This window comes from Bacillus cereus group sp. MYBK245-2 (assembly GCF_051916145.1).
Taxonomy (GTDB): Bacteria; Bacillota; Bacilli; order Bacillales; family Bacillaceae_G; genus Bacillus_A; species Bacillus_A pacificus.
This window is the reverse complement of record NZ_JBQAGB010000003.1, coordinates 157,596-183,202: the sequence shown is the minus strand read 5'-3', so window position 1 is coordinate 183,202 and position 25,607 is coordinate 157,596. Positions and strand designations below refer to the sequence as shown.

The window sequence follows — 25,607 nt, the reverse complement described above, 5'->3', positions numbered from 1 at the left end:
TATATACCCCTTACTTTTTTAATGGTTTCCACCATTCCTCATTCTTCTCATACCATTGCACCGTTTCTTGTAACCCTTGCTCAAACGTATACTTCGGTTCCCAATCAAATTCATTCTTCATTTTCTCTGCATCAATCGCATAACGGCGGTCGTGTCCTAAACGGTCTGTCACATATTCAATATCCTTTTCCGTTTTTCCTAAGAGAGTAATAATTTGTTCCACAACATCTATATTTGTTTTTTCATTATTTCCACCTATATTATATACTTCTCCTATACGTCCCTTATGCAAAACAACGTCAATCGCACGACAATGATCCGTTACATGTAGCCAATCTCTTACATTTAATCCATCGCCATATAACGGTAATTTTTTTCCTTCGAGCGCATTCGTAACCATTAACGGAATTAATTTTTCAGGATATTGATACGGCCCATAGTTATTGGAACAACGCGTTACGATAACTGGTAATTGATATGTTTTATAATAAGATAAAGCTATCATATCGGCGCTCGCTTTGCTTGAAGAATATGGACTATTTGGAGCTAACGGGGTTTCCTCGGTAAATCGCCCTGTTTTTCCTAAAGAGCCATACACCTCATCCGTTGATACTTGCACGAGTTTAATATGCGGATATTTTTTTACTAATTCTAATAAAGTGACTGTCCCAATTACATTTGTATCATAAAAAGGGATCGGATTTTCAATACTACGGTCCACATGTGATTCAGCTGCGAAATTGACAATGACTTGCACATCACGTTCCTGAATAACATGCTCCAGTAGCTCTCCATTTTGAATTTCCCCTTTTACAAAATAGTAATTCGGATGATCTTGAATAGACTTTACATTATTTAAGTTTCCACTATATGTTAATGCATCGAAATTAATAATTTTATATGTTTCATAGCTTTGTAACATATAATGCACAAAATTACTTCCAATAAATCCTGCTCCACCTGTTACTAATATATTCATACACAACTCTCCTACTCAAAAACTATCTTCACATTCCTGAAGTGATGGTAATATTCGATCTTTGTCAGACAAAATAGGACTTGTTACCGGCCATGGAATTGCTAATTCTTTATCACTCCAAAGTACCCCTGAATCATGATCAGCACTATAATACTCATCTACTTTATACATAACAATCGTATGCGGAACAAGTGTACAAAAACCGTGCGCAAATCCTTTTGGTACTAATAATTGTCGATGATTATCTGCACTTAAAATATATCCTCTCCACTGCCTAAACGTTGGGGAATCTTTTCGCAAATCGACGATAACGTCATAGATTGCTCCTTGCACAACTTGAATAAGTTTCGTTTGTGCTTTCGGATTTTTTTGAAAGTGTAATCCCCGAATCGTTCCCGCTTCCGCTGAATATGAAACATTATCCTGTACAAATGAATACGTAATTCCTAATGTTTCTAGCACCTTCTTATTATAACTTTCAGTAAAAAAGCCACGCCCATCTCCAAATAACCTCGGTTCTAACAATTTTGCGTCAGTAAAGTTTGTTTCTATAACTTTCATATTCTCACCTATTCTCCGTTAAACTGTTTACCAAAGTTTATATCCCGCGCTAACATATTCGCCCTTTGAAGAGAAACATGAGTTCCTGCATCAGTCCACCAACCGCTCATTTCATTATAAGTAAGTACCTCACGTTTTAAATACCAATTATTGATATCTGTAATTTCAAGCTCTCCCCTTGCGGAAGGTTTTAATTCTTTTATATAAGAAAAGACTTTCGAATCATACAAATAAATTCCTGTGACTGCATAGGAACTTTTCGGCTCTTTCGGCTTTTCTTCAATTTCAATTATTTTGTCGTTTTGAATATGCGCTACGCCAAATCTCTCCGGATCATCTACAGATTGCAGCAGTACTTTCGCACCCTCTTTTTGATTTGCAAACTCTTCAACATACGGACGAATATCATCAGAAAAGATATTATCTCCTAATATAACTACCATGCGATCATTCCCAACGAAGTCTTCACAAAGCCCTAATGCTTGCGCAATTCCGCCAGCCTTATCTTGCACACGATACGTAAAGGACACGCCAAATTCTTGGCCGCTTCCTAAAAAACTAACAACATCTCCCATATGCTCTTTACCTGTAATAATCATAATATCTGTAATTTCGCATTGTTTTAGCTTATATACTGCATGATAAATCATTGGATACCGTCCAACTGGAAGCAAATGTTTATTCGTTACTTTCGTTATTGGATATAATCTTGATCCAGTTCCACCTGCTAAAATAATTCCTTTCATCCTGCATCTCTCCCTTATGATGGAGATAATATATCTTTGTAATGTTCTACAAACACTTTCCGATACTCCTCATATGTATCCGCATCAAACTCATCCCCGTTATAATGAATACACCATAAATTTGATTGATTTGGGATACCAATTAAATAACCAGCCCTTTGAAACTCTAAAGACTGTGATACATCATAAAAGTGGAACCCTTGAAACAAATCTTCTCGCCACGGAATATCATACTGCGTTGCCATGAATAAGCCATCAATTGCCTGCACCGACATAAAAGATTGACTTCCATAAAACCCCTGATCTAAATTTAATAATTGATAATTCCGTCTTCTATACTCAATCACTTTCCCTACTAAATTTTTCCCTTCCCACCATATCCCGTTACTCGGTAAAAATTGGGCTCCAGCTACTCCAATTAAGCCGAGCTTTTCATTATCTTTAAACAGGGAAATAAGTGTATAAAACATCTCTCGATTAATAAGATACGTGTCCTGATGTATATAAACCTTATACTTCGCGGGATATGAAAGTGCTCGGTTATATGCGCTTGCCATACTTTTCGCATCTCGTATCGGAAAAATTTGCACGACATAATCAGGGGGAACAAAAAGGTTTCTTATTTGTCTCTCGCATTGTTCAAATAGCTCTTCATTATTCACACAAACAACAACTAATATTGTACGATCCTTCATTTTGTAGCCCCTCTATTCGTCTTGATTTACATCTGACATATAGTGCTCCACAAATATCTTTCTATACTTGTCATAGTTGGTCATATTCACATCAATATGATAGTGAATGCACCACGCATCACGCTGTACAGGAACCCCAACTGTATAGCCAGCTTTTCTAAATTCAAATGACTGAGATACATCATAATAGTCAAACCCATCAAACAAGTCTTCTCGCCACGGAATATCGTATTGCGTTGCCATCAATAAACCGTCTATACATTCCACAGGTATAAATGTTTTTGCCTCATGGTACGGTTGTTCTTGAGTTGCCATATAAAATAAATCGTTCATATACCCAATTACTTTCCCAACAACTCCCTTGCCTTCATTCCATATCCCGTTTGGAGGAACATATTGCGCTCCAATCATTCCAATCATTCCAAGATGTTCATGTTCGTTAAATAATTGAAGTAATCCGTATAAAAATGCCACATTCATAATGAAAACATCTTGGTGTATATATACTTTATATTTCGCTGGATGCGAAATCGCTTGATTATATCCGCTCGTCATACTTTTCGCATTCCGAATTGGCATAAATTGTACAATATATCCTGGAGGCACTGCTAAACTCAATATATGTCGTACACACTGTGCATACATTTTCCGATCATTTATACATGTAACAAATAATATTGTTTTATCTGCGGCACTCATAATTGTGATTTTTCTGCTTCAATAATGTATTGAAATACAACCGTCTCAGCCATGAAGCCACTTCCAAGACGATATTTTTTACAAATTCCATATAATTCCTCAATAAGCGGTTCATACATTTTATGATCAACATATACACGATCTACTTTACTAATTGAAAAGCCTGCTTTTAAAAACATTCGTAGCATTTCATTAAATGTAAAGAAACGAATATGCGTTTTATCTAATAAGCCATATTCTGTATACGTCCAATTTCCAGCGAGTAACGGCGCTAATACTGAAATGTGAGCAACGTTTGGTATACTTGCTAAAATCACACCATTTTCTTTTATATATGGCTTTACTTTTTCTATTACGGCCCAAGGATCAAATAAATGCTCTAATACGTCACCAAATATAACGCAATCAAATTGCTCCTCCTCGTACGGCATATCCATTGTTTCTATATCGCCTAAAACGACATGATCTAGTTTTTCTTTTGCTTGTTCTGCCGCCTCTGGGAATGCCTCAATTCCAGATACACGTGTGCCATTTTCTTTTATGGCAGCTCCAAGTGCACCACTCGAACAACCGATATCAAGAACTTCTTTCCATTCCTTTTTTATATGCTTTAATACATTCGGATTCACTGCATTATAATAATGCCCAGACTTTTCTTCATATAAAGAATTTTTTGGGGAATTCATTTTACACACTCCTTATGCAATTTGAATTTGAAATATAAATCTCATTTAAAGTCTATAAATGTAACCTGTACTAGTTACATTGCCGATACTTTACTATATAGCCAATCTATTAGAGTTAGAATCGCGATGAGCCATTTCTAAAAAAAGCTGCCTATAACGATTTATATTGTTTATCAAAAACATCCCGAAAATATTTGCGGTTATATTCGATTGCAGCATTATTTGGAACATAAGCAGCCGCTAATTCGTTGTAATAATAAGCTTTGTCTTGATCTCCTAACTTGCTATAACAAATACACATTTGTAAATAGGGAAGCCATGTGTAGCTCGCTGGACTATGAAATGGACTCTCCGTCGCCATTGGTACTTCCGTTGCAAGTTTAAACCAAAATATCGCTTCGTTATATTTTTGTTGTTCCATATATATATATCCTATTCTTGTACAATTCTCCCCTCTAGGAACATCATATCGAAACGACTTCACGCAAGATTCAATTGCCTTTTCCCATGATCCAAGCTTTGCATAGCAATCTCCTAACTTACCACATGCATAAATTTTCTCTTCATACCATCCTTCATCTTGATTAAGAAATGTTTCATATAGCATAACTGCATCATCATATTTTTGGTTATCCATAGATTCATTAGCGTAATAAAATAAATCTCTCGGACTCAATTCTTCTCCTGCAGCTACAGCATTTTGAAAAATTTTCAAATTACGATTTGTTACCTTTTTTTCTTTTTTATGTGTAATAGCAACATTACTACTAAAAGTTTCACCAGAAATAGCTAAATACTCATGAACCTTTCCAAACCATTGGAATTGTTTTTCACGCTTTACAAGTCGATTTCTTTTTGTACAATATAAAGGTTTCCCGCTAGAATCCAATGCAAGATGATAAGGCATCGAAACAGCATCAATTTTAGGATCTAATTCTCTTTTTAAGAGTTTCAATGCTTCTTGAGCATCTTCTAATAATACGTCATCTGCATCTAGCCACAATATATACTCTTGCGTTGCTTTTGAAAAAGAAAAATTTCTCGCTGCCGCAAAATCATTAATCCATGGAAAGTCATATATGTTAGAGGTATATTGAGCTACAATTTCTTTCGTTCGATCAATGGAACCTGTATCAACTATAATAATTTCATCAACAATTTTTCCGACTGCATCTAAACATCGACCGATTGTATCTTCCTCATCTCGAACAATCATACATAAACTAATTGTAATTCCTTGCTTGTTCAACATAATCACCCTCTTCCAAATCAATCATATGTTATACATACAATAAACTTTCCACTTTTTTAACTTGCACAAGCAGTTTAAGATTTCTTTTCAATAATTCAAATGTCCGTGTCATTTTCTTCCGGTTTTGCATCTACTATATAATGAACGCTTTATGGAGGTGAATTTATGTCAAATAATAATTATTCAGATGGATTGAATCCCGATGAATCTTTATCAGCTAGTGCATTTGACCCTAATCTTGTAGGACCAACATTACCACCAATACCACCGTTTACCCTTCCGACTGGGCCAACTGGACCGACTGGACCTACTGGGCCGACTGGGCCTACTGTACCAACTGGGCCGACTGGGCCTACTGGACCGACTGGGCCTACTGGGCCTACTGGGCCTACTGGTACAACTGGACCAACTGGACCAACTGGTACAACTGGTACGACTGGACCAACTGGGCCGACTGGTGACACTGGTGCTACTGGACCAACTGGGCCGACTGGTGACACTGGTGCTACTGGACCAACTGGGCCGACTGGTGACACTGGTGCTACTGGACCGACTGGGGCTACCGGACCGACTGGGCCTACTGGACCGACTGGACTGACTGGACCATCAGGCCTAGGACTTCCAGCAGGATTGTATGCATTTAACTCCGCTGGGATTTCTTTAGATCTTGGACTTAATGCTCCAGTACCATTTAATACTGTTGGATCTCAGTTTGGTACAGCAATTTCTCAATTAGATCCTGATACTTTCGTAATTAGTGAAACTGGATTCTATAAAATTACTGTTATCGTATATACTGCAGCAGTAAGTGTATTAGGTGGCCTTACAATTCAAGTGAATGGATTACCTGTACCAGGTACTGGGGCTACTTTAATCTCAGTTGGAGCACCTATCGTTGTTCAAGCAATTACGCAAATTACGACAACTCCATCATTAGTTGAAGTAATCGTTACAGGGCTTGGGCTATCATTAGCTCTTGGTACAAATGCATCTATTATTATTGAAAAAATCGCTTAATTTTTTTACTTAGCAGTAAAACTGATATCAGTTTTACTGCTTTTTCATTAGTAAATTCAATCATTAAATCCTTCTTTTCTACATAGTCATAATGTTGTATGACATTCTTCAGGAGGCACTTATATGGAAAATAAATCGGCTGTCCAGCTTTATCTTGAGTTATTAAAGAAAACAATTTTATTTGAAATATGGTTAGAATACGAACCATACTTACCTGCTTCGTTACATATATCTAAAGAACTATCATATGAACCAGTTACGGTTCCACTTCCTTTATTTCTTAAGCAGTATGTAGAAAATCACAATTTAAAAATCGTTAATCCTAATGTTTCAAACAATGAGCGTCAAGGTGGCAAGGATTGGCCAAGAGCTGCACACAGTATGGTTGGTCGAAAACGTATGAATCAATTACAAGAAGCGATGGAAACTGTAGTCAGGGAAAATATAGAAGGCGATTTTATTGAAACTGGTGTATGGCGCGGAGGATCATGTATTTTTATGAATGGGTTTTTACAAGCAAACAACATTAAGGATCGTACTGTATGGGTTGCCGATTCGTTTGAAGGTCTGCCCGCACCTAACTTAGAACAATATCCGAAAGATTACGGTGATTATTTACACACATTCGATTACTTACGAGTTTCTTTAGAAACAGTGCAAGAAAACTTTAGAAAATATGATTTATTAAATGATCAGGTGAAGTTTTTAAAGGGATGGTTTAAAGATACATTGCCTTCAGCACCGGTAGAAAAAATTGCAATTGCTCGCCTTGATGGTGATATGTATGAATCAACGATGGATAGCCTTGTAAATTTATACGATAAAGTTTCAACAGGTGGCTTTATTATTATTGATGATTATGGATTGATAACATGCGCAGAAGCTGTAACAGATTTCAGAAGTGAAAGAAACATAAAAACTCCTATGACTCAAATTGATGATTTCGGTATTTTTTGGAGAAAAGAATAGAATAAAAAAATATTTAGTTGAGGGGTACTATTATACTACTAATTCATGAAAACCAATCTTGTAATGAATAAAAGCAAAGCTCCCCTCAATATAAAGTAGAAATTTCCTACTTTACTATAAGAAAGGTGTGAATTTTTTGAACGAAAATGAGAAAAAAATCACATTAATCCCACCTCCAGAACTTGTTCAATATGTAGGTGGTCATTTTGAAGAAGTTGGAAAAGAGTTTATGCAGTATTTTATTGAAATTGGCAATTTAAAATCAAATGAAACAGTGTTAGATGTAGGCTGTGGTATCGGCCGGATGGCGGTTCCATTAATGAACTATTTAAGCGATGATGGTACTTATTATGGATTTGACTTATTTAATAAGGGAATTACATGGTGCAAAAATAACATTTCAACACGCCGTAACAATTTCCATTTTGAACATGTCGATATATATAACCAATTCTACAATCCCGATGGAAAAGAAGATGCTTCCCAATACAAGTTTCCATATGAAGATGAATCATTCGATTTTATTTTTTTAACGTCTGTATTTACCCATCTCCTTCCGAAAGAATTAGAACATTACGTACGCGAGATTGCACGAGTTCTGAAAAAAGATGGGAGATGTTTTATTACTTTCTTTTTAATTAATCCTGAATCTTCTTATTACTTAAATGCAGGACTAAGTCCGTTAGGTTTTTACCATCAAATTGACAATTGTTATGTTCTAAATAAAGATATCCCGAATTTCGCAGTTGCCTATCCTGAGGAAGATATTCGTACTCTATTAAATAAATATGGGCTAAAAATGCAGACCCCTCCTCATTATGGTTCATGGTGTGGCAGAACGAAACACACAAGTTATCAAGATATGATTCTTACACAAAAAATTTCTGAAAGGTAGTTGTATATGGATAATATAAAAAATTCACCTCTCGTTTCCATCCTTATTCCTACCTATAATCGACCACATTATTTTAAAATTGCTCTAGAAAGTGCATTAGCACAAACGTATTCCAATATTGAAATTATTGTAGGAGACGATAGTACAAATAATGAAACAGAAAAATTAATATACAGACATTATTTACATAAGTATAAACATATAAAATACATTCGAAATCCCTCTACTTTAGGACAATTTCATAACGCCCTTATGCTCTTAGAACAGTCAAATGGAGAGTACATAAATTTCTTAATGGACGATGATATATTTTATAATAATAAAATTGAAAAAATGATGTTTTATTTCCAAAAAGACTTAGATCAAAATCTCGCACTTATTACATCTTATCGTACTTGGATTAATGATGATGGAGAGATAATTGAACAACACCCCTCCATGAAAAGATTATATGATGAAGATACTCTATTAAATGGGAAAGATCTTGGAAACCATATGCTTATACTAGGGCAAAATATTATTGGTGAACCTACGACTGTACTCTTTCGAAAACGCCTATTAACAGAACCTTTCGGTACTTTAAATGGTAGAAATTATAATTGTAGTGTGGATATGGCTTCTTGGATCAGTTTACTTTCCAAAGGTGATGCAATCTACATCACGGAACCTTTAAGTTCTTTCCGCCTTCATACGGGACAGCAAGTACATCACAAATACCTTGAAGGTTGCGAAGATTTTTCACATCTCGTTTTACATTCAAAAAAATATGGTTTTCTACAAGAGATTGACTATTACAAAACGAGTCTGTTAAAAGCTTGCGAATGGTATAAAAATGCTACAACATTTTATCAGCTATATCCAGAACTCATTCCAACGACCGATACACATACTCGCCTTTCTCATTGTTTGAATATAGTTACAAAAGAACTCCATGCAATATAATCCATCACAAGGGGGAATTCCTTCCTTGTGATGTATGACTTCCCGCAAATAGTGGAATAAATGTATGCATAGTCTGCTTGTATATTATTTTTATCATGACATGATCCACATACTTACTAGGCGATAGAAAGGAATACACACATTGAAAGATTCAAATTCTCAATATCAAATAGACTACGTATTGCTATTCATTTTATTTGCCATTGGAATTGTTAGTTGTTTTGCAATTGCAAGTGCACAAGCCTCTTTATCACCATTTTTACAACATGTAAATTTTGTATTAAAGCAAATCCAGTGGTACTTCATTGGATTCATAGCCATTGGTATCATTATGATTATCGATTTCGATCGTTATCAAAAAATTGCTTGGTATTTATATAGCTTTGCATTGGTACTACTTATTGGACTAGAATTTCAAGTACCAGGTGCCGTTACAATTAAAGGTGCGACCGCTTGGTACAGGCTCCCAGGCATCGGAAATTTCCAGCCTTCCGAAATTATGAAATTGTTTTTAATTATTGTCATCGGACGAATTATAGCGAATCATAATGAGAAATATTTTTACCGAACAATACACGACGATTTTCTATTACTCGGAAAAATATGCGCAACAAGTTTGCCGCCATTACTACTGATTGCAAAGGAACCTGATTTAGGAAACACAATGGTAATTTCAGCTATGCTCGCAGCAATGATATTAGTTTCTGGTATACGTTGGCGTTTTATTTTCGGGTTAGTTTCCGGTATCTTTGTAGCTGGCTTTACATTAACGTATATTTTTTTCACTCATACAAAATTCTTTAAAGCACACATTTTACAAGAATATCAACTAAATCGCTTCTACGGCTGGTTAGCGCCATACAAATATGATGCGCAAGGCTATCAATTAAGACAAGCTTTCTTAGCTACCGGATCAGGAGAAATGCAAGGAAAAGGTTGGGAAAATGGACAAGTATACTTTCCAGAACCACATACAGATTTTATTTTCACGAATGTCGCTGAGCAATTCGGATTTTTAGGCGCAAGCGTCATTATTGCGCTTTTTTTCCTACTTATTTTCCGCATGATTCATATCGCTATAGAAAGTAATGACCCTTTCGGCAGTTACATCTGCGCTGGTACAATCGGAATGTTTACTTTTCAAGTATTTCAAAATATCGGGATGACAATCGGATTACTACCTATTACAGGCATCACACTACCCCTTATGAGCTACGGAGGAAGCTCCTTACTCACATACATGATAGCGATTGGATTTGTTTTAAACGTCCGCTCAAGAACGAAAATCTTTATGTTCAACTGAAGCACAAAAGCGGTATATTTTTATCTCTATCCTTTTTTAGATATACTAATGAAAAATATGATGGAGGTTTACATATGAAATATGACATTATAGGGGATATTCATGGATGCTTCCAAGAGTTTCAAGATTTAACGAAAAAACTCGGATATAACTGGAATAGTGACTTGCCGATTCACCCTGATCAACGCAAGCTTGCTTTTGTTGGCGATATCACAGATCGCGGTCCTCACTCATTACGTATGATTGAAATTGTATGGGAACTTGTCATAAATAAAAAAGTAGCGTATTACGCTCCGGGAAATCACTGCAATAAGCTATACCGATTTTTCCTTGGACGTAATGTGACAATCGCTCATGGACTCGAAACAACTGTTGCCGAATATGAAGCACTGCCTTCTCATCAACAAAACATGATAAAAGAAAAATTCATCACACTTTACGAGCAATCCCCTTTATATCATGTACTCGATGAAAAAAGGTTAATTGTGTGTCACGCCGGCATTCGGCAAGATTACATAGGAAGAAAAGATAAAAAAGTACAAACCTTTGTATTATACGGCGATATTACAGGAGAAAAACATGCTGACGGCTCTCCTGTCCGTCGCGACTGGGCGAAGGAGTATAAAGGAACAGCTTGGGTTGTATATGGACATACACCCGTAAAAGAACCTCGCTTTGTAAATCATACAGTCAATATTGACACTGGTGCTGTATTTGGTGGCAAACTAACTGGACTACGTTATCCTGAAATGGAGACTGTTTCCGTTCCTTCCTCCCTGCCTTTTGTCCCTGAGAAATTCCGCCCAATTTCATAACCCATATGTAAGGATTACCGTATCATTTAGGCGTCTCTCATATAAAAACTGGGTAAAGTCATTAAAAAAAGATGCAATAAAGTGCATCTTTTTTTAATGACACGGCATATACTGTCGCAGGAGGTGACAGAATGAAGAAAAAATCTTCTAAACAAAAAAGAAAATGCCCGCCTTTTTATCTGCCCATGTACGGAATTAACAACTGGTGCAGCATTCGAGCTGCAGCTGTAGAAGAACTGGAAGAACAAGAGGCTTCCACAAAAAACAAAGATAGACCAAAATATGTCTCATTACAGAATGCTGTAATGAGCCGCATAATTGATAATAGAAAAGCAAAGATGCAGCAAAAAAATAAACCTCTCTCTACTCATCCTGAACAGATTGTGCCTTCTGAGCAAGTAGAGAAGAATACAGAAGAAAACAGCCCTGTAGCAATAAATAAAAAAGCGGAAGCAGAAATTCCAGCTGCTATTATAAATCAAGTGAAAAAAATTAAAGAAGCATTAGTACCATCAGGTGATATACAAACAGAAAAAACGATTATCATTCAGACCCCTACATCTGAAAATACAAAAGTAAAAAAAGATGGGCGGTATGCATATGCAGAGGGTCTTCACTCTCATGCAGAGGGTACAGCTTCACATGCAGAAGGACTTCTGACACATGCAAAAGGTTCTTTCTCTCATGCAGAAGGATCAAAAACGAAAGCAACTGGACATAGTTCCCATAGTGAAGGAAGTGAAACGACAGCAAGTGGCGCTTATTCTCATGCAGAAGGTAAACATACAATCGCTTTAGGCGAAGCAGCACATGCAGAAGGAACCGCGACTATCGCTAACGGATTCTCTTCTCATGCGGAAGGTAATCATACATCAACAGCTCATTTTGCAGGTAGCCATATTATGGGGCGCTTCGGCACAGCAGATGAATCTTATTCTTGGTTTATTGCAAACGGCACAAATGAAACCGATCATAATATCGGTGCAAAGTGGCTTGCTCATAATGGAGAAATGTACATTGAGGGCGCTTCTTACAATGCAAGCGGAACTGATTTTGCGCAAATGTTTGAAACAGTAGACAATACTTTTATTGATGTAGGTTATTTCGTTACATTTAGTAGCGAAGAAAAAATTCGAATCGCTACTTCAAACGATTCATTCATCTTAGGAATATCTAGCGCCACCCCCGCTCTTATAGGAAATAGCGGCGCTTTAAGTTGGCAAAAACGCTATAAAACAGATAGCTTTGGAAAACGTCAATATGTACGTACGGAATCGCAAGACATACAACCCCTTTTAAATACAGAATGGGATCCAGCTTGCAAATATATAGCAAGAAAAGACCGTAACGAGTGGCTTCCTGTCGGATTAATTGGACAAATGTTAGTACGTGATGACGGTACTTGCGAAACGCATGGATATTGTCGTCCAAATAACGATGGCATTGCTACAAAATCTGAAAGTGGCTTTTTCGTTATAAAGCGCACGGGTGAAAACCAAATTTTAATATTATTCCGCTAAGAAAAAAGGGAACAAAATTCTTCGTTACATAAGAATTTTGTTCCCTTTTTAAGTATGTCTTAATACCGCTTGCATATCGCTTGGAATCGGTGTAGTGAAAGACATTTCTTTCTCTAAAATAGGATGATAAAACGTCAAGGATGTACTGTGAAGCGCTTGTCGCTTCATTTCATCTCTTTTTCCACCATATAAATTATCGCCAAGTAGCGGATGTCCTATGTGCGCCATATGTACACGAATTTGATGCGTTCTCCCTGTATCGAGCTCAAGTGATACGTGCGTCTTATGATTCGCGCTATCGATCACTCTAAAATGAGTAACAGCTCTTTGCCCATCCTCACAAACGGTTCGCTCAATAATGCTATCCGATTTTCGTCCAATCGGTGCGTCAATCGTTCCTTCTCTTTCTACCATCTCACCGTGAACGATCGCTTCATACGTTCTTTTCACAGCTTTTTGTTGATGCTGTTTCGATAAAAGATGATGTACGAAACGATTTTTTGCAATAAGCATAAGCCCTGAAGTATCACGATCTAACCTCGTTACGATGTGCACCGTACTTGCAAGATGTTGCTTATCATAATGAGATAAAAGTGCATTTGCAACACTTCCAGCCGGATGTTCTCTAGACGGAATCGTTGACATGTTCGCCTCTTTGTTTATGACAAGAACTGCATCATCTTCGTATACAATACATAAAGGGATATCTTCTGCAATCATCCCTTCACTTCTTTCCTCCACTGGAAAAAAGACACGTAATTCTTCACCAGCTTGCAACTGATGGCGAACGCTCGCATGTTGACCATTTACTTCAATAGCTCCGCCGTGAAACTTTATATCCGTTAATGCGGCTTTGGAGATCCCTTTTGTTTTTAAAAATTCTCTAACCAAAGTTCCTTCCTCAGCCGAGTCTATATCCCATTTCAATGTAAATCTGTTCAAATATATAAACCCTTTCTATTTATCTGCAACAAACGAGTCACGAACTCGTTTCCAGAACGGAAACGGTCGGAAACGAACAAATCGTACTTTCTCGTTTGCCACGCGATACTGAATTGATTTCACATCTTGATGAACCATCGTTAAATGGTCCACCGTAATTTGTAAGTTCATTCCTGCAGTCGGCTTCAGCACGCATGTATGATGTTTCGGCAATACGAGCGGCGAACCTACCGTACGAAACACACGGTTATTAATAGATGCCATTTCCGCAATTTGAATCGCTTCAATAGAAGGGTGAATAATTGCTCCGCCAAGCGCCTTATTATACGCAGTACTTCCCGAAGGAGTAGAAATACAAAGGCCATCCCCGCGGAACGTTTCAAAGTACTCTCCGCGTATTTCCACTTCTGTTACTAATGTACCTTCTGCACTTTTCACAGTCGCTTCATTCATCGCTAAATACTGTGACTCTTTACTCCCATTCACATAGCGAATAATCACTTCTAAAAGCGGATATTCCACCACTTGGAATGGTGTTTTAGCAATTGCAATTACTAATTTCTCTACTTCTGTCGGTAACCAATCTGCATAGAAACCTAAATGCCCTGTATGTACACCAACAAATGCTGTTTCATCCAATCGATTATAATAACGATGAAACGCATATAAAAGCGTTCCATCTCCCCCAACAGAAATTACAATATCGGGTTCCTGTTCATCCATTATAAATCCAAAATCTAGCAAGTATTCTTTCATCGTGCTTGCCAGTGCATCTGATGATTGATCTCCCTTTGACATAATTGTAAATTTCATCGCCCAACACCCTTTAGTTTATGATTCGGAATCTTTCGTTTCTTGCTTTCTTGAAAAAGCCTTCTGCGCTTCTTGAATTTCAAGACGGATAGAAGACATTTCTTCATCTAATAAAAATGCTGCTTCCGCTGCACGTTGCAAGCGTATTTTAATATCTTCAGGAAAACGCCCACTATATTTATAATTTAAAGAATGCTCAATTGTTGCCCAAAAGTTCATTGCTAGCGTACGTATTTGGATTTCTACCAATACTTTTTGTTCACCTTGAATCGTTTGAACGGGGTAACTAATGACAACATGATAAGAACGATAACCGCTATCTTTCTTCTGCGTGACGTAATCACGTTCTTCCACGATTTCAAAGTCATTTCGTTTTCTAAGATATTCTACAACAGGCTTAATCTCATCAACAAATTGACACATCATTCGAAGGCCCGCGATGTCTTGCATATCTTCTCTTAGCCTGTCTAACGGTACATTTCTCTTCTCCGCTTTATCAATAATACTTGCAACCGACTTTACCCTTCCTGTTACAAACTCAATTGGAGAATGCTCTGTTAACATTGCAAATTGAGTACGCATTCCTTTTAGTTTCACTTTCAGCTCTGCCACCGCTTGGTGGTAAGGTGCTAAAAATTCTTCCCAATTTCGATTCATTTCAACCACCACCAAAATCAATCCATTTGCTTATAGAAATACTTTTTCTACAGCAGTTACTAGTTCTTCTCCGTAATTTGCATTACCTTCAATATTTTCAACTAAATATTCTACTTCTTCTTTTAAACCTTCTAATTCCATTTCAATGTCATTCACGCGAACGAACATAACCACGTCGTTATTCATCGCTTCATGCATTGCTTCCCAGCATGTATGCGGAATGCTTACATAAATGAAAGATGATTCGTTTTCTAAGATATATAAAAATGATAAATTATCTGAGTCTACAAGTACGTGATTACGCGCACTTAACTCCTTTACCTCTATTTCACTATTTTCCGCACAAAAAATAAGAGCATTCTCTCTCTTTTCTACGCTCTTAACTTGGATTTTATTTTGCATGCTCTAACTCCTCCATCTCAACTTCCTGTCTTACTTAACAGTATTATTGTATCATAACATGGACGCAAACAAATAAAACATTGAACCAAATTTGTGAAAAAGCGATAATGTGTAAAGAATTATTTTTCAAAAGGAGCGCGCATACAATGACACAAGAAATTGAAATTGAATTTAAAAATATTGTTACAGAAGAAGAATTCAATACATTATGTAAATCATTCTCTATTGAAGGATTTACGAAACAGGTGAATCACTACTTTGAAACACCGAGCTTCTCATTAAAAGAAGCTGGCTCTGCACTTCGTATTCGTCATAAAGGAGCAACTTATACATTAACATTGAAACAACCTGCAGAAGTCGGCTTGTTAGAAACGCATCAAGTTATAACAGCAGATGAAGCAAGATTGATGATGGAAACAAATACAATTATTCAAGGCGCTGTAGTAGATCAACTACACACATTACAAATTCCTGTTTCTGCTTTAACTTATATGGGTAGTTTAACAACTGAAAGAGCCGAAACACTATTTGAAGGCGGAACGCTTGTCTTTGATCATAGTTTCTATTACAATCACGATGATTATGAAATTGAATTTGAAGTGCAAGATGAAGAAGCAGGCAAAGCTTCATTTATTCATTTGTTAAAGCAACACGACATACCAATCCGTCATACAAATAATAAAGTAAAACGCTTTTTCCTTGCCAAACAAAACAAAGCACGCTAAAGTGAAAATTCCACTAGTGAATACGTTCTACTAGTGGATACATCTCACTTTTTGAAAAAGAAAAGATTCTTTTACATTTGTAGAATAAGCAAAGAACGTTATGAAGGCTGTTTATTTGCCCTCCCTAACATTCCATTGCTACAATAGATATACATTTCATGGAAAAAGGAGTTTAAAAGGATGAGCAAGCAACCGATGACACCATTTGAAGCAATTGGCGGTGAACAATGCATTGCAATATTAGTAGACACATTTTATTCCTATGTCAGTAAACACCCTGACCTATCTCCCATCTTCCCGGATGATTTAACCGAAACAGCTAGGAAGCAGAAACAATTTTTAACACAATATTTAGGTGGTCCTAATTTGTACACTGAAGAACATGGTCATCCTATGTTAAGAGCACGCCATCTCCCGTTTGAGATTACTCCAAAACGAGCAGAGGCTTGGCTATCGTGCATGGAGCAAGCAATGGATGACACAGGAGTGCACGGTCATATAAGAGAGTTCGTTTTTGAACGTTTAGCATTAACTGCTCAGCATATGGTTAATACTCCAAACGAAACAGGTGAAATATAATGGATAAACAGGAAGCAAAGCATATCAATATGCCATCTCCTTCCGCATGTGAGCATAAGTCTGTAGAAGCATATTTATTTATTGATCCACTTTGTAAAGATTGCTGGGAAATTGAGCCCTTTATTATTAAACTATGGCTTGAGTACGGGAAATACTTCTCTATTCGTCATATCGTAACAGGAAAAGTGGACGGAACGAACGCTTCCTCACACAAATGGAATAAACCTGCTAATATTCGATTTGTGTGGGAAAAGACAACAAGTTTACAAGGTTTTTCATGTGATGGAAAGGTACATATGCAAGAAGCATCGTCAACACCATATTTAGTTTCGATGGCAATTAAAGCAGCGGAGTTGCAGGGCCGAAAAGCAGGTTCGAAGTTTTTGCGAAAACTCCAAGAATATATTTTCCTTGAAAATGTATCAAATCCTGACTGCGAATTATTACTTGCATGCGCAAAAGATAGCAATATTGATGTAGAAGAATTTAAAAAAGACCTATATTCCGCTAGCGCAAAAAAGGCTTTCCAATGTGACTTAAAATTCACAAATGAAATGCATATTACAGAAATACCTTCTCTCGTATTCTTTCATGCAAATTCAGATGAAGAAGGTATTAAAATCGCTGGAACGTATTCCTACGACGTCTACGTACAATTATTGAAAGAACTTGTAAAATGTGAAATCGAGCCAGAGCCATTACCACCTTTAGAAGTATTACTGGAAGCGACACAATTTATCTCTTCAAAAGAAGTAGCATTTATATATGACTGCTCGAAGCAAGAAATTGAACGTGAACTAAAAAAATTACAACTGAAACGAAAAGTACAAATGATTGACGTAAAATGTGAGCGTTATTGGAAATGGATAGCAAAAGAAAAAGACCTGGTGTAAACACCAGGTCTTTTTCTTTACGGCTTATAAAAATATTAAAGGGGATGGGAGAAATTTTCACGTTCAAACAAAGGGGTATATGTTTGTATGTGAATTCGTTCACGCTTATTATATTACAAGATTCGACGTCAGATGACAACCCCTTTTGTCGAATTTCACACTTTTGTCACATTCTAAACGTTTTCATTTTTGAATAAGCTATAAAAAAGCTATTTTGGAGGTGTTTTGTATGAAAAAAACGTATATTTTACTTATCATTCTAGCCGTCATCGTTTCTTTTTTCTTGTACATCCTCTCTCTACTACAAGCTTTTCCTAAAATGATTGCCTTTCCTCTTTTATTCGGAGTCATTGTCATCGCTCTCTCTTATTTCAACCATAAAAAACGATTTAAAGGGCTTTAATGAACTGTAAAACTGCCTTCTAGTTTAGAAAAAAGAAGACAATTCGATTTATTTTCTCGACAAATATCGACAAAATGACATCAAGAAAAAGACGAGGCAAATTCCTCGTCTTTTCTATTACTTCTCTTCAAATAATAATGCTTCTAATTCATTTAATTTCTCTTCAAATACTTGCAATGCTTCTTTTACCGGTTCTGGAGATGCCATATCTACTCCAGCTTTTTTCAGCACTTCAATTGGATAATCTGAGCTTCCTGCTTTTAAGAACTCATTAATGTAACGTTCTACTGCTGGTTGCCCTTCTTCTAAAATTTGTTTAGATAGAGCCGTTGCTGCACTAAATCCTGTTGCGTATTGGTATACGTAATAGTTGTAGTAGAAGTGCGGAATACGAGACCACTCTAAACCAATTTCTTCATCAATTACTAAAGCATCACCGAAATATTTCTTATTTAAATCATAGTAGATCTCCGTTAGCATGTCTGGTGTTACCGCATGTCCCTCTTGTACTTTCTTATGAATAATATGCTCAAACTCTGCGAACATCGTTTGACGGAATACAGTACCACGGAATCCTTCTAAATAATGATTTAATAAGTATAGACGCTCTTTCTTATCTTCTGTCGTTTTTAATAAATAATCGTTTAGAAGCGCTTCATTACAAGTTGATGCTACTTCCGCAACGAAGATTGAATAATCCCCGTATACGTGCGGCTGCGTTTTTCTTGTGTAGTAACTATGGACAGAATGGCCAAATTCATGAGCAAGTGTAAATAAATTATTTACATTATCATGCCAGTTCATTAAAATATAAGGATTTGTTCCATATGCACCAGATGAATATGCTCCGCTTCGTTTTCCTTTATTCTCATACACATCTACCCAGCGATTTTCATATGCTTCTTTCAAAATATCAACATACTCATCACCCAGTACATGTAAAGACTTTAATAACATGTCTTGCGCTTCTTCATACTTCACATTCATTTTCACTTCTGGTACAAGTGGTGTATATAAATCATACATATGAAGCTCATCAAGCCCTAGTGCACGCTTACGAATATCAATGTAACGATGTAGCAAGTGTAAATTATCATTTACAGATTGAACAAGTTGATCATACACCGCTTCAGGAATATTATTATTACTTAATGCTGCTTGACGTGCAGAGTCATATTTACGAACACGTGCATTGAAATTATTACGCTTTACAGCTCCGCTTAACGTACTTGCAAATGTGTTCTTATATTTTCCGTACGTTTCATATACAGCTTTGAATGCATCTTCACGCACACGACGATCATCACTTTCTAAAAACTGAATGTAACGGCCATGTGTAATTTCTACTTCTTCTCCATCCTCACCTTTAATAGATGGGAATTTCAAATCCGCATTATTCAACATACCAAATGTATTACTTGACGCACTCATTACTTCAGATGCTTCTGCTAATAAAGCCTCTTCCGCTTCAGATAATACGTGAGGGCGTTGACGCGTAATTTCTTCTAACGCATGTTCATATACACTTAATTCTCTATTTTCTTTCAAGAATGTTTGCAATGTATCTTCTGAAATCGATAAAATTTCAGGCACAATATATGCTGTGCTACTAGATACTTGTGAATATAAATTTGTTGCACGGTCATTTAACGCTTGATACACAGAGTTTGTTGTATCTTGATCGTAACGCATATGTGCATATGTATATAGCTTACCTAATCGCATTGAAATTTCATCTTCATATTGCAATGCTTCAAGTAAATTGTTCGCAGAGTCACCAAGTTTCCCTTTAAATTCAGTTAACTTCGGTAATAGCTCTTTAATAGCTTGGAATTCTTGTTCCCATTCTGCATCTGTTTGGAAAATATCTTCTAATCGCCACGTACTTGATTCTTCAATCTCGTTACGATCCGGTAATGTTTTTGCTGTGTTTTGTTCAGACATGCTTTAAGCCCTCCTTTAAATATCTCTACTTACATACAATTCGATTTTTCTTATGTAATTCCTTCACGATCAGTCTTTATTATATCCGCTTTTCCTTCTCTCATGTTGTACTTTGCCTCAAATAAAGATAAGGCATACGCTAAACTACTTTCATCATATTTCATAACTTCCTCCTCTGTTTTTACCATAACTATCCCCCGTATTTTCTGGTACTTATAAGTCCCTACTTTACGTAATACACCTGTATAGCATAAAAATGTCATATACTCAGTAACTGCTACTTTCCATATATGCTGTGAAAAGTACGGGAGCATACGCCTTTTCGTATACTTTTTTATATAACTCCACACGTATGGAAGGGAAATATAATCCCCTACCGCAAGCTCGCCTATACACTTCATATATAAAAAAGCTTGCCATATAAATGGATTTGTTTGAAAAGCAAATGAGGACGGAAGCGGCACACCAATTTCAGAAGGGAAATTTGCTGGGGTACATTTACAGTGATATAAGAGGCGTAATAGTGATTTATGATTATAATTCCAAATAGGCAAAGCATTTTTTCGAAAATAGTCCTTTCGCTTCTTCCATTCTCGTTCTAATATCTCCTTTTGAAAAGGAACAGAAGAAAAGAGCATTTCAAAAGTAGTCGTTTCAGTTGGTAAGTATATAATATGTGAGAAAGAGACGCTTGTAGAAAACGAAGTGAGAAACGCGCATTTCATAAATGATTTTTGTTTCGAACAGAAGAAAATAAGAAGTGGTTGAGGATAAGATTGTAAGGAGAAAGCCATAAGGGAGGAAAATTTCACCCAATAGGCAGAGTGCTTTTTCAATTGATTTCCACCAATAATCCAAATGACCTGTATACCAGCTCGCCAATACGAATAGGTTCGTTTGTACAGCTGTTCTATAGAGAGATTCGCGCACTGGTATTCAATCGCAACTTTTCTCCCTGCTCTCTCTATGAAAATATCTGGTCGCTGCTGAATCTCTGGTAAATAATGCTCTATATCTACATGAAAGTTTTGACGTTTGAACCATTTATATAACAATTCTTTACCGTGCCTATGATACATAGATTCTGCTTCATAAAAGGCTAAACATGAATCTTCTTTCTTATGAGCAAAATGCCACTTTTTTTGTTTTCCTAATCTCATTAGTACTTTTTTCCCACAAGCTATGCAAAAGAAGCTTTCCCTTTTCCGCATACGATGTAAAATCTCTTCATCATGATGATAGAGTAGATGAATTTTCTCTCCGTTTTCTCTTTTGGCAATAAACATCGGAATCACACCCTTTCAGCTCCTTATATTCTACAATTTATTACAAATTCCTTTTAAAAAAGAGATGTCCCAATTTCGGACATCTCTTTTTATAATAATGGCGATAATAACCGATACGTTGATTCAACAATTCTTCTATGCAGACGCCTTTTATGAAAACGATCGACGTGAATTTCACTGGATTCTTCTAAATCGTCTTTAAAATCTTGAACAAGTTTTCGAATGCTATCTGTATCATATAAAAAGGCATTTACTTCAAAGTTCAAATGAAAACTTCTCATATCCATATTAGCTGTCCCAATTGAAGCTAAATCAGAATCGACAATGACAACTTTACTATGAAGAAAACCTTTTTCGTATTCATATATCTTTACCCCTGCATCTAAAAGCTCTGGGAAGTATGACCTTGATGCATAAAAGACAGTGCGCTTATCAGGCTTACTCGGCATTAACAAACGAACATCGATACCGGCAAGTGCCGCTACTTTTAATGCGGACAAAATATCATCATCCGGGATGAAATACGGCGTTGCAATCCAAATGGATTTCCGCGCAGAAGCAATCATGGCAAAATATAAATGTTTAATTGTTTCCCATTTATTATCCGGTCCACCTGCAACGAGCTGCACGCCTCCCCAATGCTCCCCCTCAACTGCTTTCGCTTGTAAATATTCAGGGGCTAGCACAGCCTCACCAGTCATATAAAACCAATCTTGAAGGAAAATAAGCTGCAAACTTTGCACAGCTTCACCACGTAAATATAAATGTGTGTCTCGCCAAAAGCCGAAGTACTTATCCTTCCCTAAATATTCATCACCAATATTTAATCCACCTACAAATCCTTCATTTCCATCAATAATAACGATTTTTCGGTGGTTTCGATAATTAATCTTATCGTTTAAAATCGGAAAGCGTACAGGGAAGAACGGAATCATTTCGACACCTGCGTCGTTTAATTCTTCAATATATGATTTTGATAATTTAAAACTTCCAACCGCATCATATAAAAAACGAACGACTACGCCTTCTTTTGATTTTTGTATTAAAATATCTTTAATTTCTGTTCCAAGCTTATCATCACGCACAATGTAATATTCCATATGAATGTGATGTTTCGCTCGTTTTAATCCATCTAAAATAGCCTGAAACGTTTCATCTCCATTTGTTAATGTTCTCGTTTCAGTTTGAAATGAAATATTTAAAGCGCCTAAGCGATCCGCTAAACGAAATAACAGCTCTTGATGCTTATGATTGCGCAAAATCCGTTCTTCGTAATCTTCATGCCCCTTATATTGTAAAAATGCTTGTTCATCGAGCAACGCCTTCTTTTGGAACATTCTCTTCCTCCGAAAGTTCTGTCCGAATAATAAATAAGCGAAAAATCCAAATACCGGAAAAATCCCTAACACAATGAGCCATGTAAGTGTTTTTGACGGATGACGGTTCTCTAAGAAAATAACGCAGCCAATTAAAAATGCAGATACCGTAAATAAAATACTAATAATACCTAAAATCGAAACATCTTTTATCCCAATTACATCCGAATAAAATGCTACATCAATAAACATACGTAATGACACAAATAATGCAAACAATAGTAACACAAAAAAAATCAACTTTAACGTATTTTTCATCTCTTACCTCCTTACTAAGAAAGCTTTCCTATTCTTCATATAAAAAGCCGATTTCATACTACAGAAATCGGCCTACGTTTTAGCAGGAAAATTATTGCGAATTGTTTCAAGCGCATGCTCTTTCACAATTTGTTTCCCATACTCACTTACACGATGAATTGTTAAAGTTGATTCTTCCCCGTATTCTAAAACAATGCTTAAAATGCGATCAATTTCTTCTTCATCATGTAGCACTTCATCGAATTCCACATATACATAATAGCGGTCCTCAAATGAATACAGCTCATCTTTTATATCTTCAAAGATAAGACGGTGGCTTAATGAAATGACATCTTCAAAATCATTAAACTTAATTAAAAAGCCAAACGTACCATCTTCGTTAAAGTTTGTACCTGCTTGTTCTTCTACCTCTTCCACTACTTCTTGCTGGAATAATGATTCAATACCTTCATCTAGAGGAATGTCTATAATTTTATCTACACCTATTGGTAGTTCTAGCTTTTGTCCATCCTTTGAAAGTTCTGCTTTCGTTACAAGTACTTCAATCCCTTTATCGACTGCTTGCACTTGAATCCATAACGGCCCATCAATAAAGAAATCGTCATGATCACGAGCTTCGTCCATCATTTCCCAAAAGAGCTCTTCGCTTCTTTCGCGGTCATACCAAATTTCCTCACGATTAAAGCCTCTGTCCTCTATATCAATGTACGTAATAAAAAATTTCATCGTATGATCATTAATTCTTTCAATATCCAAAATACAACTCTCCCTTCCTGCTTAGAATTGTTATGAAGGGATTCCCCACTCATATGACAAATCAATAGATTCTTGTACTCTCATTTTATGATAAGATTCTCCAGAATGGAAATAAAATCGATTTATTTTACAAAAATAGTTATATACCTATCTTCGTTCAATGGTATACACAAATATATCATTGTGGCGATTACTCACTTATAAAAAATTTGGACATACATTTCCATCTTCCCCCGTACACTGTAATAAAGTGAAACTTTTATTAGAGAAGATGCTTTAGTCCTTTTCACCACATACATATAGTTCGCTTATTAAAACATCATAAATGGAGGCAGACGAATGGACTTAGAGTTTTTAACATCTGTACTAATGATTGTCGGTATCGATGTTGTATTAGGTGGTGACAACGCAATTGTCATCGCACTAGCTAGCCGAAATTTACCTGAATCGAAACGAAATAAAGCTATTTTGATCGGTACTCTTTTAGCAATCGTACTAAGAATTATCCTTACTATACTAGCTGTCTATTTGCTCGACATTCCATTTCTGCAACTTATCGGGGGCATTTTACTTACATTCATTGCAGTAAATTTACTAACTGATAATAGCAACGATCTTTCTTCTATTCAAGGAAAAACAACTTTATTTCAAGCTGTGCGTACAATTGTATTCGCGGACCTTGTTATGGGATTTGACAACGTTATCGCCATTGCAGGGGCAGCTCACGGAAGATTTTTACTCGTAATAATCGGTTTACTCATTTCTATCCCGATTATTATTTGGGGCAGCAAACTCATTTTAATACTTATGGAACGCTTTCCATTCCTCATCTATTGCGGGGCAGCAATTCTCGCTTATACAGCAGGAAAAATGGTCACACATGAAGACAGACTGGCAACCTTTTTTCATAACAACCCAAGTTTCACTGCAGGCATTCCTTACTTATTTATTTTCACCATCTTATGCATCGGTTTTATCGTTCAACGAGTTCGATTACGAAATGTGAAACATTAAAAAAAACCTTCTACTATATAATAGGTAGAAGGTTTTCATATTATTATAATTAATTTACAAGACGCTGTGCTTCACGTAATTGGAACGTTCTTACTGTACGTGGTAAGAAACGGCGGATTTCGTCTTCATTGTAACCTACTTGAAGGCGTTTCTCGTCAATCATAATTGGACGACGTAAAATCCCTGGATAGTCACGAATCATCTTATATAAATCTTGAAGTGGTAAAGACTCTAAGTTTACATTTAATTCTTGGAAAACTTTCGAACGAGTAGAAATAATCTCATCCGTTCCGCTTTCTGTCATGCGTAAAATCTCTTTAATTTCCTCAATCGTTAACGGATCTGAGAAAATATTACGTTCTGTATAAGGAATATGATTTTCCTCTAGCCATAATTTCGCCTTTCTACAAGACGTACAGCTTGGAGAACTATATAATGTTACCATACAAAGCTCACTCTCCTTAAAGAGTACAAATTCTG

Annotated in this window: 28 protein-coding genes; 12 read left to right on the top strand and 16 right to left on the bottom strand. The window is 36.4% G+C overall.

Features of this window, described 5'->3' with window-relative positions:
- Positions 1 to 10: 10 nt before the first annotated feature.
- The 7 genes from rfbB to ACTFRN_RS07980 form a co-directional block, all read right to left on the bottom strand.
- Positions 11 to 979 (bottom strand): dTDP-glucose 4,6-dehydratase, encoded by a 969-nt coding sequence (gene rfbB / locus ACTFRN_RS08010; protein ID WP_001024148.1) that lies wholly within the window; start codon positions 977 to 979, stop codon positions 11 to 13.
- Between the two features lie 15 nt (positions 980 to 994).
- Positions 995 to 1,540 (bottom strand): dTDP-4-dehydrorhamnose 3,5-epimerase, encoded by a 546-nt coding sequence (rfbC, locus tag ACTFRN_RS08005; protein ID WP_074567608.1) that lies wholly within the window; start codon positions 1,538 to 1,540, stop codon positions 995 to 997.
- A gap of 8 nt (positions 1,541 to 1,548) precedes the next feature.
- Entirely contained in the window at positions 1,549 to 2,286 is a 738-nt protein-coding gene (locus tag ACTFRN_RS08000) for a sugar phosphate nucleotidyltransferase (protein ID WP_000676172.1), read from the bottom strand.
- 14 nt (positions 2,287 to 2,300) lie between these two features.
- Positions 2,301 to 2,981 (bottom strand): glycosyltransferase family protein, encoded by a 681-nt coding sequence (locus ACTFRN_RS07995; protein ID WP_014893214.1) that lies wholly within the window; start codon positions 2,979 to 2,981, stop codon positions 2,301 to 2,303.
- A gap of 12 nt (positions 2,982 to 2,993) precedes the next feature.
- A complete protein-coding gene (locus ACTFRN_RS07990; RefSeq protein WP_014893215.1) occupies positions 2,994 to 3,680 on the bottom strand; it encodes a glycosyltransferase family protein in 687 nt (228 codons plus the stop codon).
- Positions 3,677 to 4,366: a class I SAM-dependent methyltransferase gene (locus ACTFRN_RS07985; RefSeq protein ID WP_074567609.1), complete on the bottom strand. Its 690-nt coding sequence runs from the start codon at positions 4,364 to 4,366 to the stop codon at positions 3,677 to 3,679. Before ACTFRN_RS07985 ends, ACTFRN_RS07990 begins: the two co-directional genes overlap by 4 nt.
- 151 nt (positions 4,367 to 4,517) lie before the next feature.
- Positions 4,518 to 5,618 carry a glycosyltransferase gene (locus tag ACTFRN_RS07980; RefSeq protein ID WP_000932904.1) on the bottom strand — a complete coding sequence of 367 codons (1,101 nt, stop codon included), beginning with the start codon at positions 5,616 to 5,618 and terminating at the stop codon, positions 4,518 to 4,520.
- 165 nt (positions 5,619 to 5,783) lie between these two features.
- On the opposite strand from ACTFRN_RS07980, the gene ACTFRN_RS07975 reads away from it, so the two are divergent.
- The 7 genes from ACTFRN_RS07975 to ACTFRN_RS07945 all read left to right on the top strand — a co-directional run bounded on the left by ACTFRN_RS07975 (position 5,784) and on the right by ACTFRN_RS07945 (position 13,079).
- Positions 5,784 to 6,635, top strand: a complete 852-nt coding sequence (locus ACTFRN_RS07975; protein ID WP_088106553.1) for a BclA C-terminal domain-containing protein — start codon at positions 5,784 to 5,786, stop codon at positions 6,633 to 6,635.
- Positions 6,636 to 6,758: 123 nt separating this feature from the next.
- Positions 6,759 to 7,604: a TylF/MycF family methyltransferase gene (locus ACTFRN_RS07970; protein ID WP_074567611.1), complete on the top strand. Its 846-nt coding sequence runs from the start codon at positions 6,759 to 6,761 to the stop codon at positions 7,602 to 7,604.
- 136 nt (positions 7,605 to 7,740) lie between these two features.
- Positions 7,741 to 8,499 (top strand): class I SAM-dependent methyltransferase, encoded by a 759-nt coding sequence (locus tag ACTFRN_RS07965; RefSeq protein ID WP_124878238.1) that lies wholly within the window; start codon positions 7,741 to 7,743, stop codon positions 8,497 to 8,499.
- 6 nt (positions 8,500 to 8,505) lie between these two features.
- On the top strand, positions 8,506 to 9,441 hold the full coding sequence (locus tag ACTFRN_RS07960) for a glycosyltransferase family 2 protein (protein WP_074567613.1): 936 nt from the start codon (positions 8,506 to 8,508) through the stop codon (positions 9,439 to 9,441).
- 142 nt (positions 9,442 to 9,583) lie between these two features.
- Positions 9,584 to 10,744 carry an FtsW/RodA/SpoVE family cell cycle protein gene (locus ACTFRN_RS07955; protein ID WP_088106552.1) on the top strand — a complete coding sequence of 387 codons (1,161 nt, stop codon included), beginning with the start codon at positions 9,584 to 9,586 and terminating at the stop codon, positions 10,742 to 10,744.
- 74 nt (positions 10,745 to 10,818) lie between these two features.
- Positions 10,819 to 11,559 (top strand): bis(5'-nucleosyl)-tetraphosphatase PrpE, encoded by a 741-nt coding sequence (gene prpE / locus ACTFRN_RS07950; protein ID WP_049113694.1) that lies wholly within the window; start codon positions 10,819 to 10,821, stop codon positions 11,557 to 11,559.
- A gap of 131 nt (positions 11,560 to 11,690) precedes the next feature.
- Positions 11,691 to 13,079: a peptidase G2 autoproteolytic cleavage domain-containing protein gene (locus tag ACTFRN_RS07945; protein WP_000730501.1), complete on the top strand. Its 1,389-nt coding sequence runs from the start codon at positions 11,691 to 11,693 to the stop codon at positions 13,077 to 13,079.
- 48 nt (positions 13,080 to 13,127) lie between these two features.
- Here the strand turns inward: ACTFRN_RS07945 and ACTFRN_RS07940 are convergent, their stop codons facing one another.
- Genes ACTFRN_RS07940 through ACTFRN_RS07925 form a run of 4 tightly spaced genes read right to left on the bottom strand, consistent with a single transcriptional unit; the run spans position 13,128 to position 15,893 of the window.
- Complete coding sequence (locus ACTFRN_RS07940) at positions 13,128 to 14,021, bottom strand: RluA family pseudouridine synthase (protein ID WP_049113696.1); 894 nt, start codon at positions 14,019 to 14,021, stop codon at positions 13,128 to 13,130.
- Positions 14,022 to 14,036: 15 nt separating this feature from the next.
- The gene (locus ACTFRN_RS07935) at positions 14,037 to 14,834 is read right to left on the bottom strand and encodes an NAD kinase (RefSeq protein ID WP_000673185.1); all 798 of its coding nucleotides are present in this window, start codon (positions 14,832 to 14,834) and stop codon (positions 14,037 to 14,039) included.
- 18 nt (positions 14,835 to 14,852) lie between these two features.
- The gene (locus ACTFRN_RS07930) at positions 14,853 to 15,491 is read right to left on the bottom strand and encodes a GTP pyrophosphokinase (RefSeq protein ID WP_001081482.1); all 639 of its coding nucleotides are present in this window, start codon (positions 15,489 to 15,491) and stop codon (positions 14,853 to 14,855) included.
- Between the two features lie 30 nt (positions 15,492 to 15,521).
- Positions 15,522 to 15,893 carry a hypothetical protein gene (locus ACTFRN_RS07925; RefSeq protein WP_001180003.1) on the bottom strand — a complete coding sequence of 124 codons (372 nt, stop codon included), beginning with the start codon at positions 15,891 to 15,893 and terminating at the stop codon, positions 15,522 to 15,524.
- Positions 15,894 to 16,039: 146 nt separating this feature from the next.
- On the opposite strand from ACTFRN_RS07925, the gene ACTFRN_RS07920 reads away from it, so the two are divergent.
- From ACTFRN_RS07920 to ACTFRN_RS07905, 4 genes are all read left to right on the top strand, one after another.
- Entirely contained in the window at positions 16,040 to 16,618 is a 579-nt protein-coding gene (locus ACTFRN_RS07920; protein WP_000191109.1) for a CYTH domain-containing protein, read from the top strand.
- Between the two features lie 180 nt (positions 16,619 to 16,798).
- Entirely contained in the window at positions 16,799 to 17,197 is a 399-nt protein-coding gene (locus tag ACTFRN_RS07915; protein WP_000043381.1) for a globin domain-containing protein, read from the top strand.
- A complete protein-coding gene (locus tag ACTFRN_RS07910) occupies positions 17,197 to 18,090 on the top strand; it encodes a ClpXP adapter SpxH family protein (RefSeq protein WP_000360652.1) in 894 nt (297 codons plus the stop codon). The genes ACTFRN_RS07915 and ACTFRN_RS07910 overlap by 1 nt, the downstream gene beginning before the upstream one ends.
- 229 nt (positions 18,091 to 18,319) lie before the next feature.
- Entirely contained in the window at positions 18,320 to 18,493 is a 174-nt protein-coding gene (locus ACTFRN_RS07905; RefSeq protein WP_074567614.1) for a hypothetical protein, read from the top strand.
- Between the two features lie 117 nt (positions 18,494 to 18,610).
- Here ACTFRN_RS07905 and pepF read toward each other — a convergent pair whose 3' ends face one another.
- From pepF to mecA, 4 genes are all read right to left on the bottom strand, one after another.
- Positions 18,611 to 20,437, bottom strand: a complete 1,827-nt coding sequence (gene pepF / locus ACTFRN_RS07900; protein WP_000003391.1) for an oligoendopeptidase F — start codon at positions 20,435 to 20,437, stop codon at positions 18,611 to 18,613.
- Positions 20,438 to 20,487: 50 nt separating this feature from the next.
- Positions 20,488 to 21,732 carry a competence protein CoiA gene (locus ACTFRN_RS07895; RefSeq protein WP_074567615.1) on the bottom strand — a complete coding sequence of 415 codons (1,245 nt, stop codon included), beginning with the start codon at positions 21,730 to 21,732 and terminating at the stop codon, positions 20,488 to 20,490.
- Between the two features lie 80 nt (positions 21,733 to 21,812).
- Complete coding sequence (locus ACTFRN_RS07890; protein ID WP_000799204.1) at positions 21,813 to 23,357, bottom strand: cardiolipin synthase; 1,545 nt, start codon at positions 23,355 to 23,357, stop codon at positions 21,813 to 21,815.
- Positions 23,358 to 23,429: 72 nt separating this feature from the next.
- Positions 23,430 to 24,113 carry an adaptor protein MecA gene (gene mecA, locus ACTFRN_RS07885; RefSeq protein ID WP_000350722.1) on the bottom strand — a complete coding sequence of 228 codons (684 nt, stop codon included), beginning with the start codon at positions 24,111 to 24,113 and terminating at the stop codon, positions 23,430 to 23,432.
- A 339-nt stretch (positions 24,114 to 24,452) separates the two neighbouring features.
- Here mecA and ACTFRN_RS07880 point away from each other — a divergent pair, with 339 nt between their 5' ends.
- Entirely contained in the window at positions 24,453 to 25,127 is a 675-nt protein-coding gene (locus ACTFRN_RS07880) for a TerC family protein (protein WP_000362602.1), read from the top strand.
- Positions 25,128 to 25,176: 49 nt separating this feature from the next.
- Here the strand turns inward: ACTFRN_RS07880 and spx are convergent, their stop codons facing one another.
- Entirely contained in the window at positions 25,177 to 25,572 is a 396-nt protein-coding gene (gene spx, locus ACTFRN_RS07875; RefSeq protein ID WP_000258267.1) for a transcriptional regulator Spx, read from the bottom strand.
- Positions 25,573 to 25,607 lie beyond the last annotated feature (35 nt).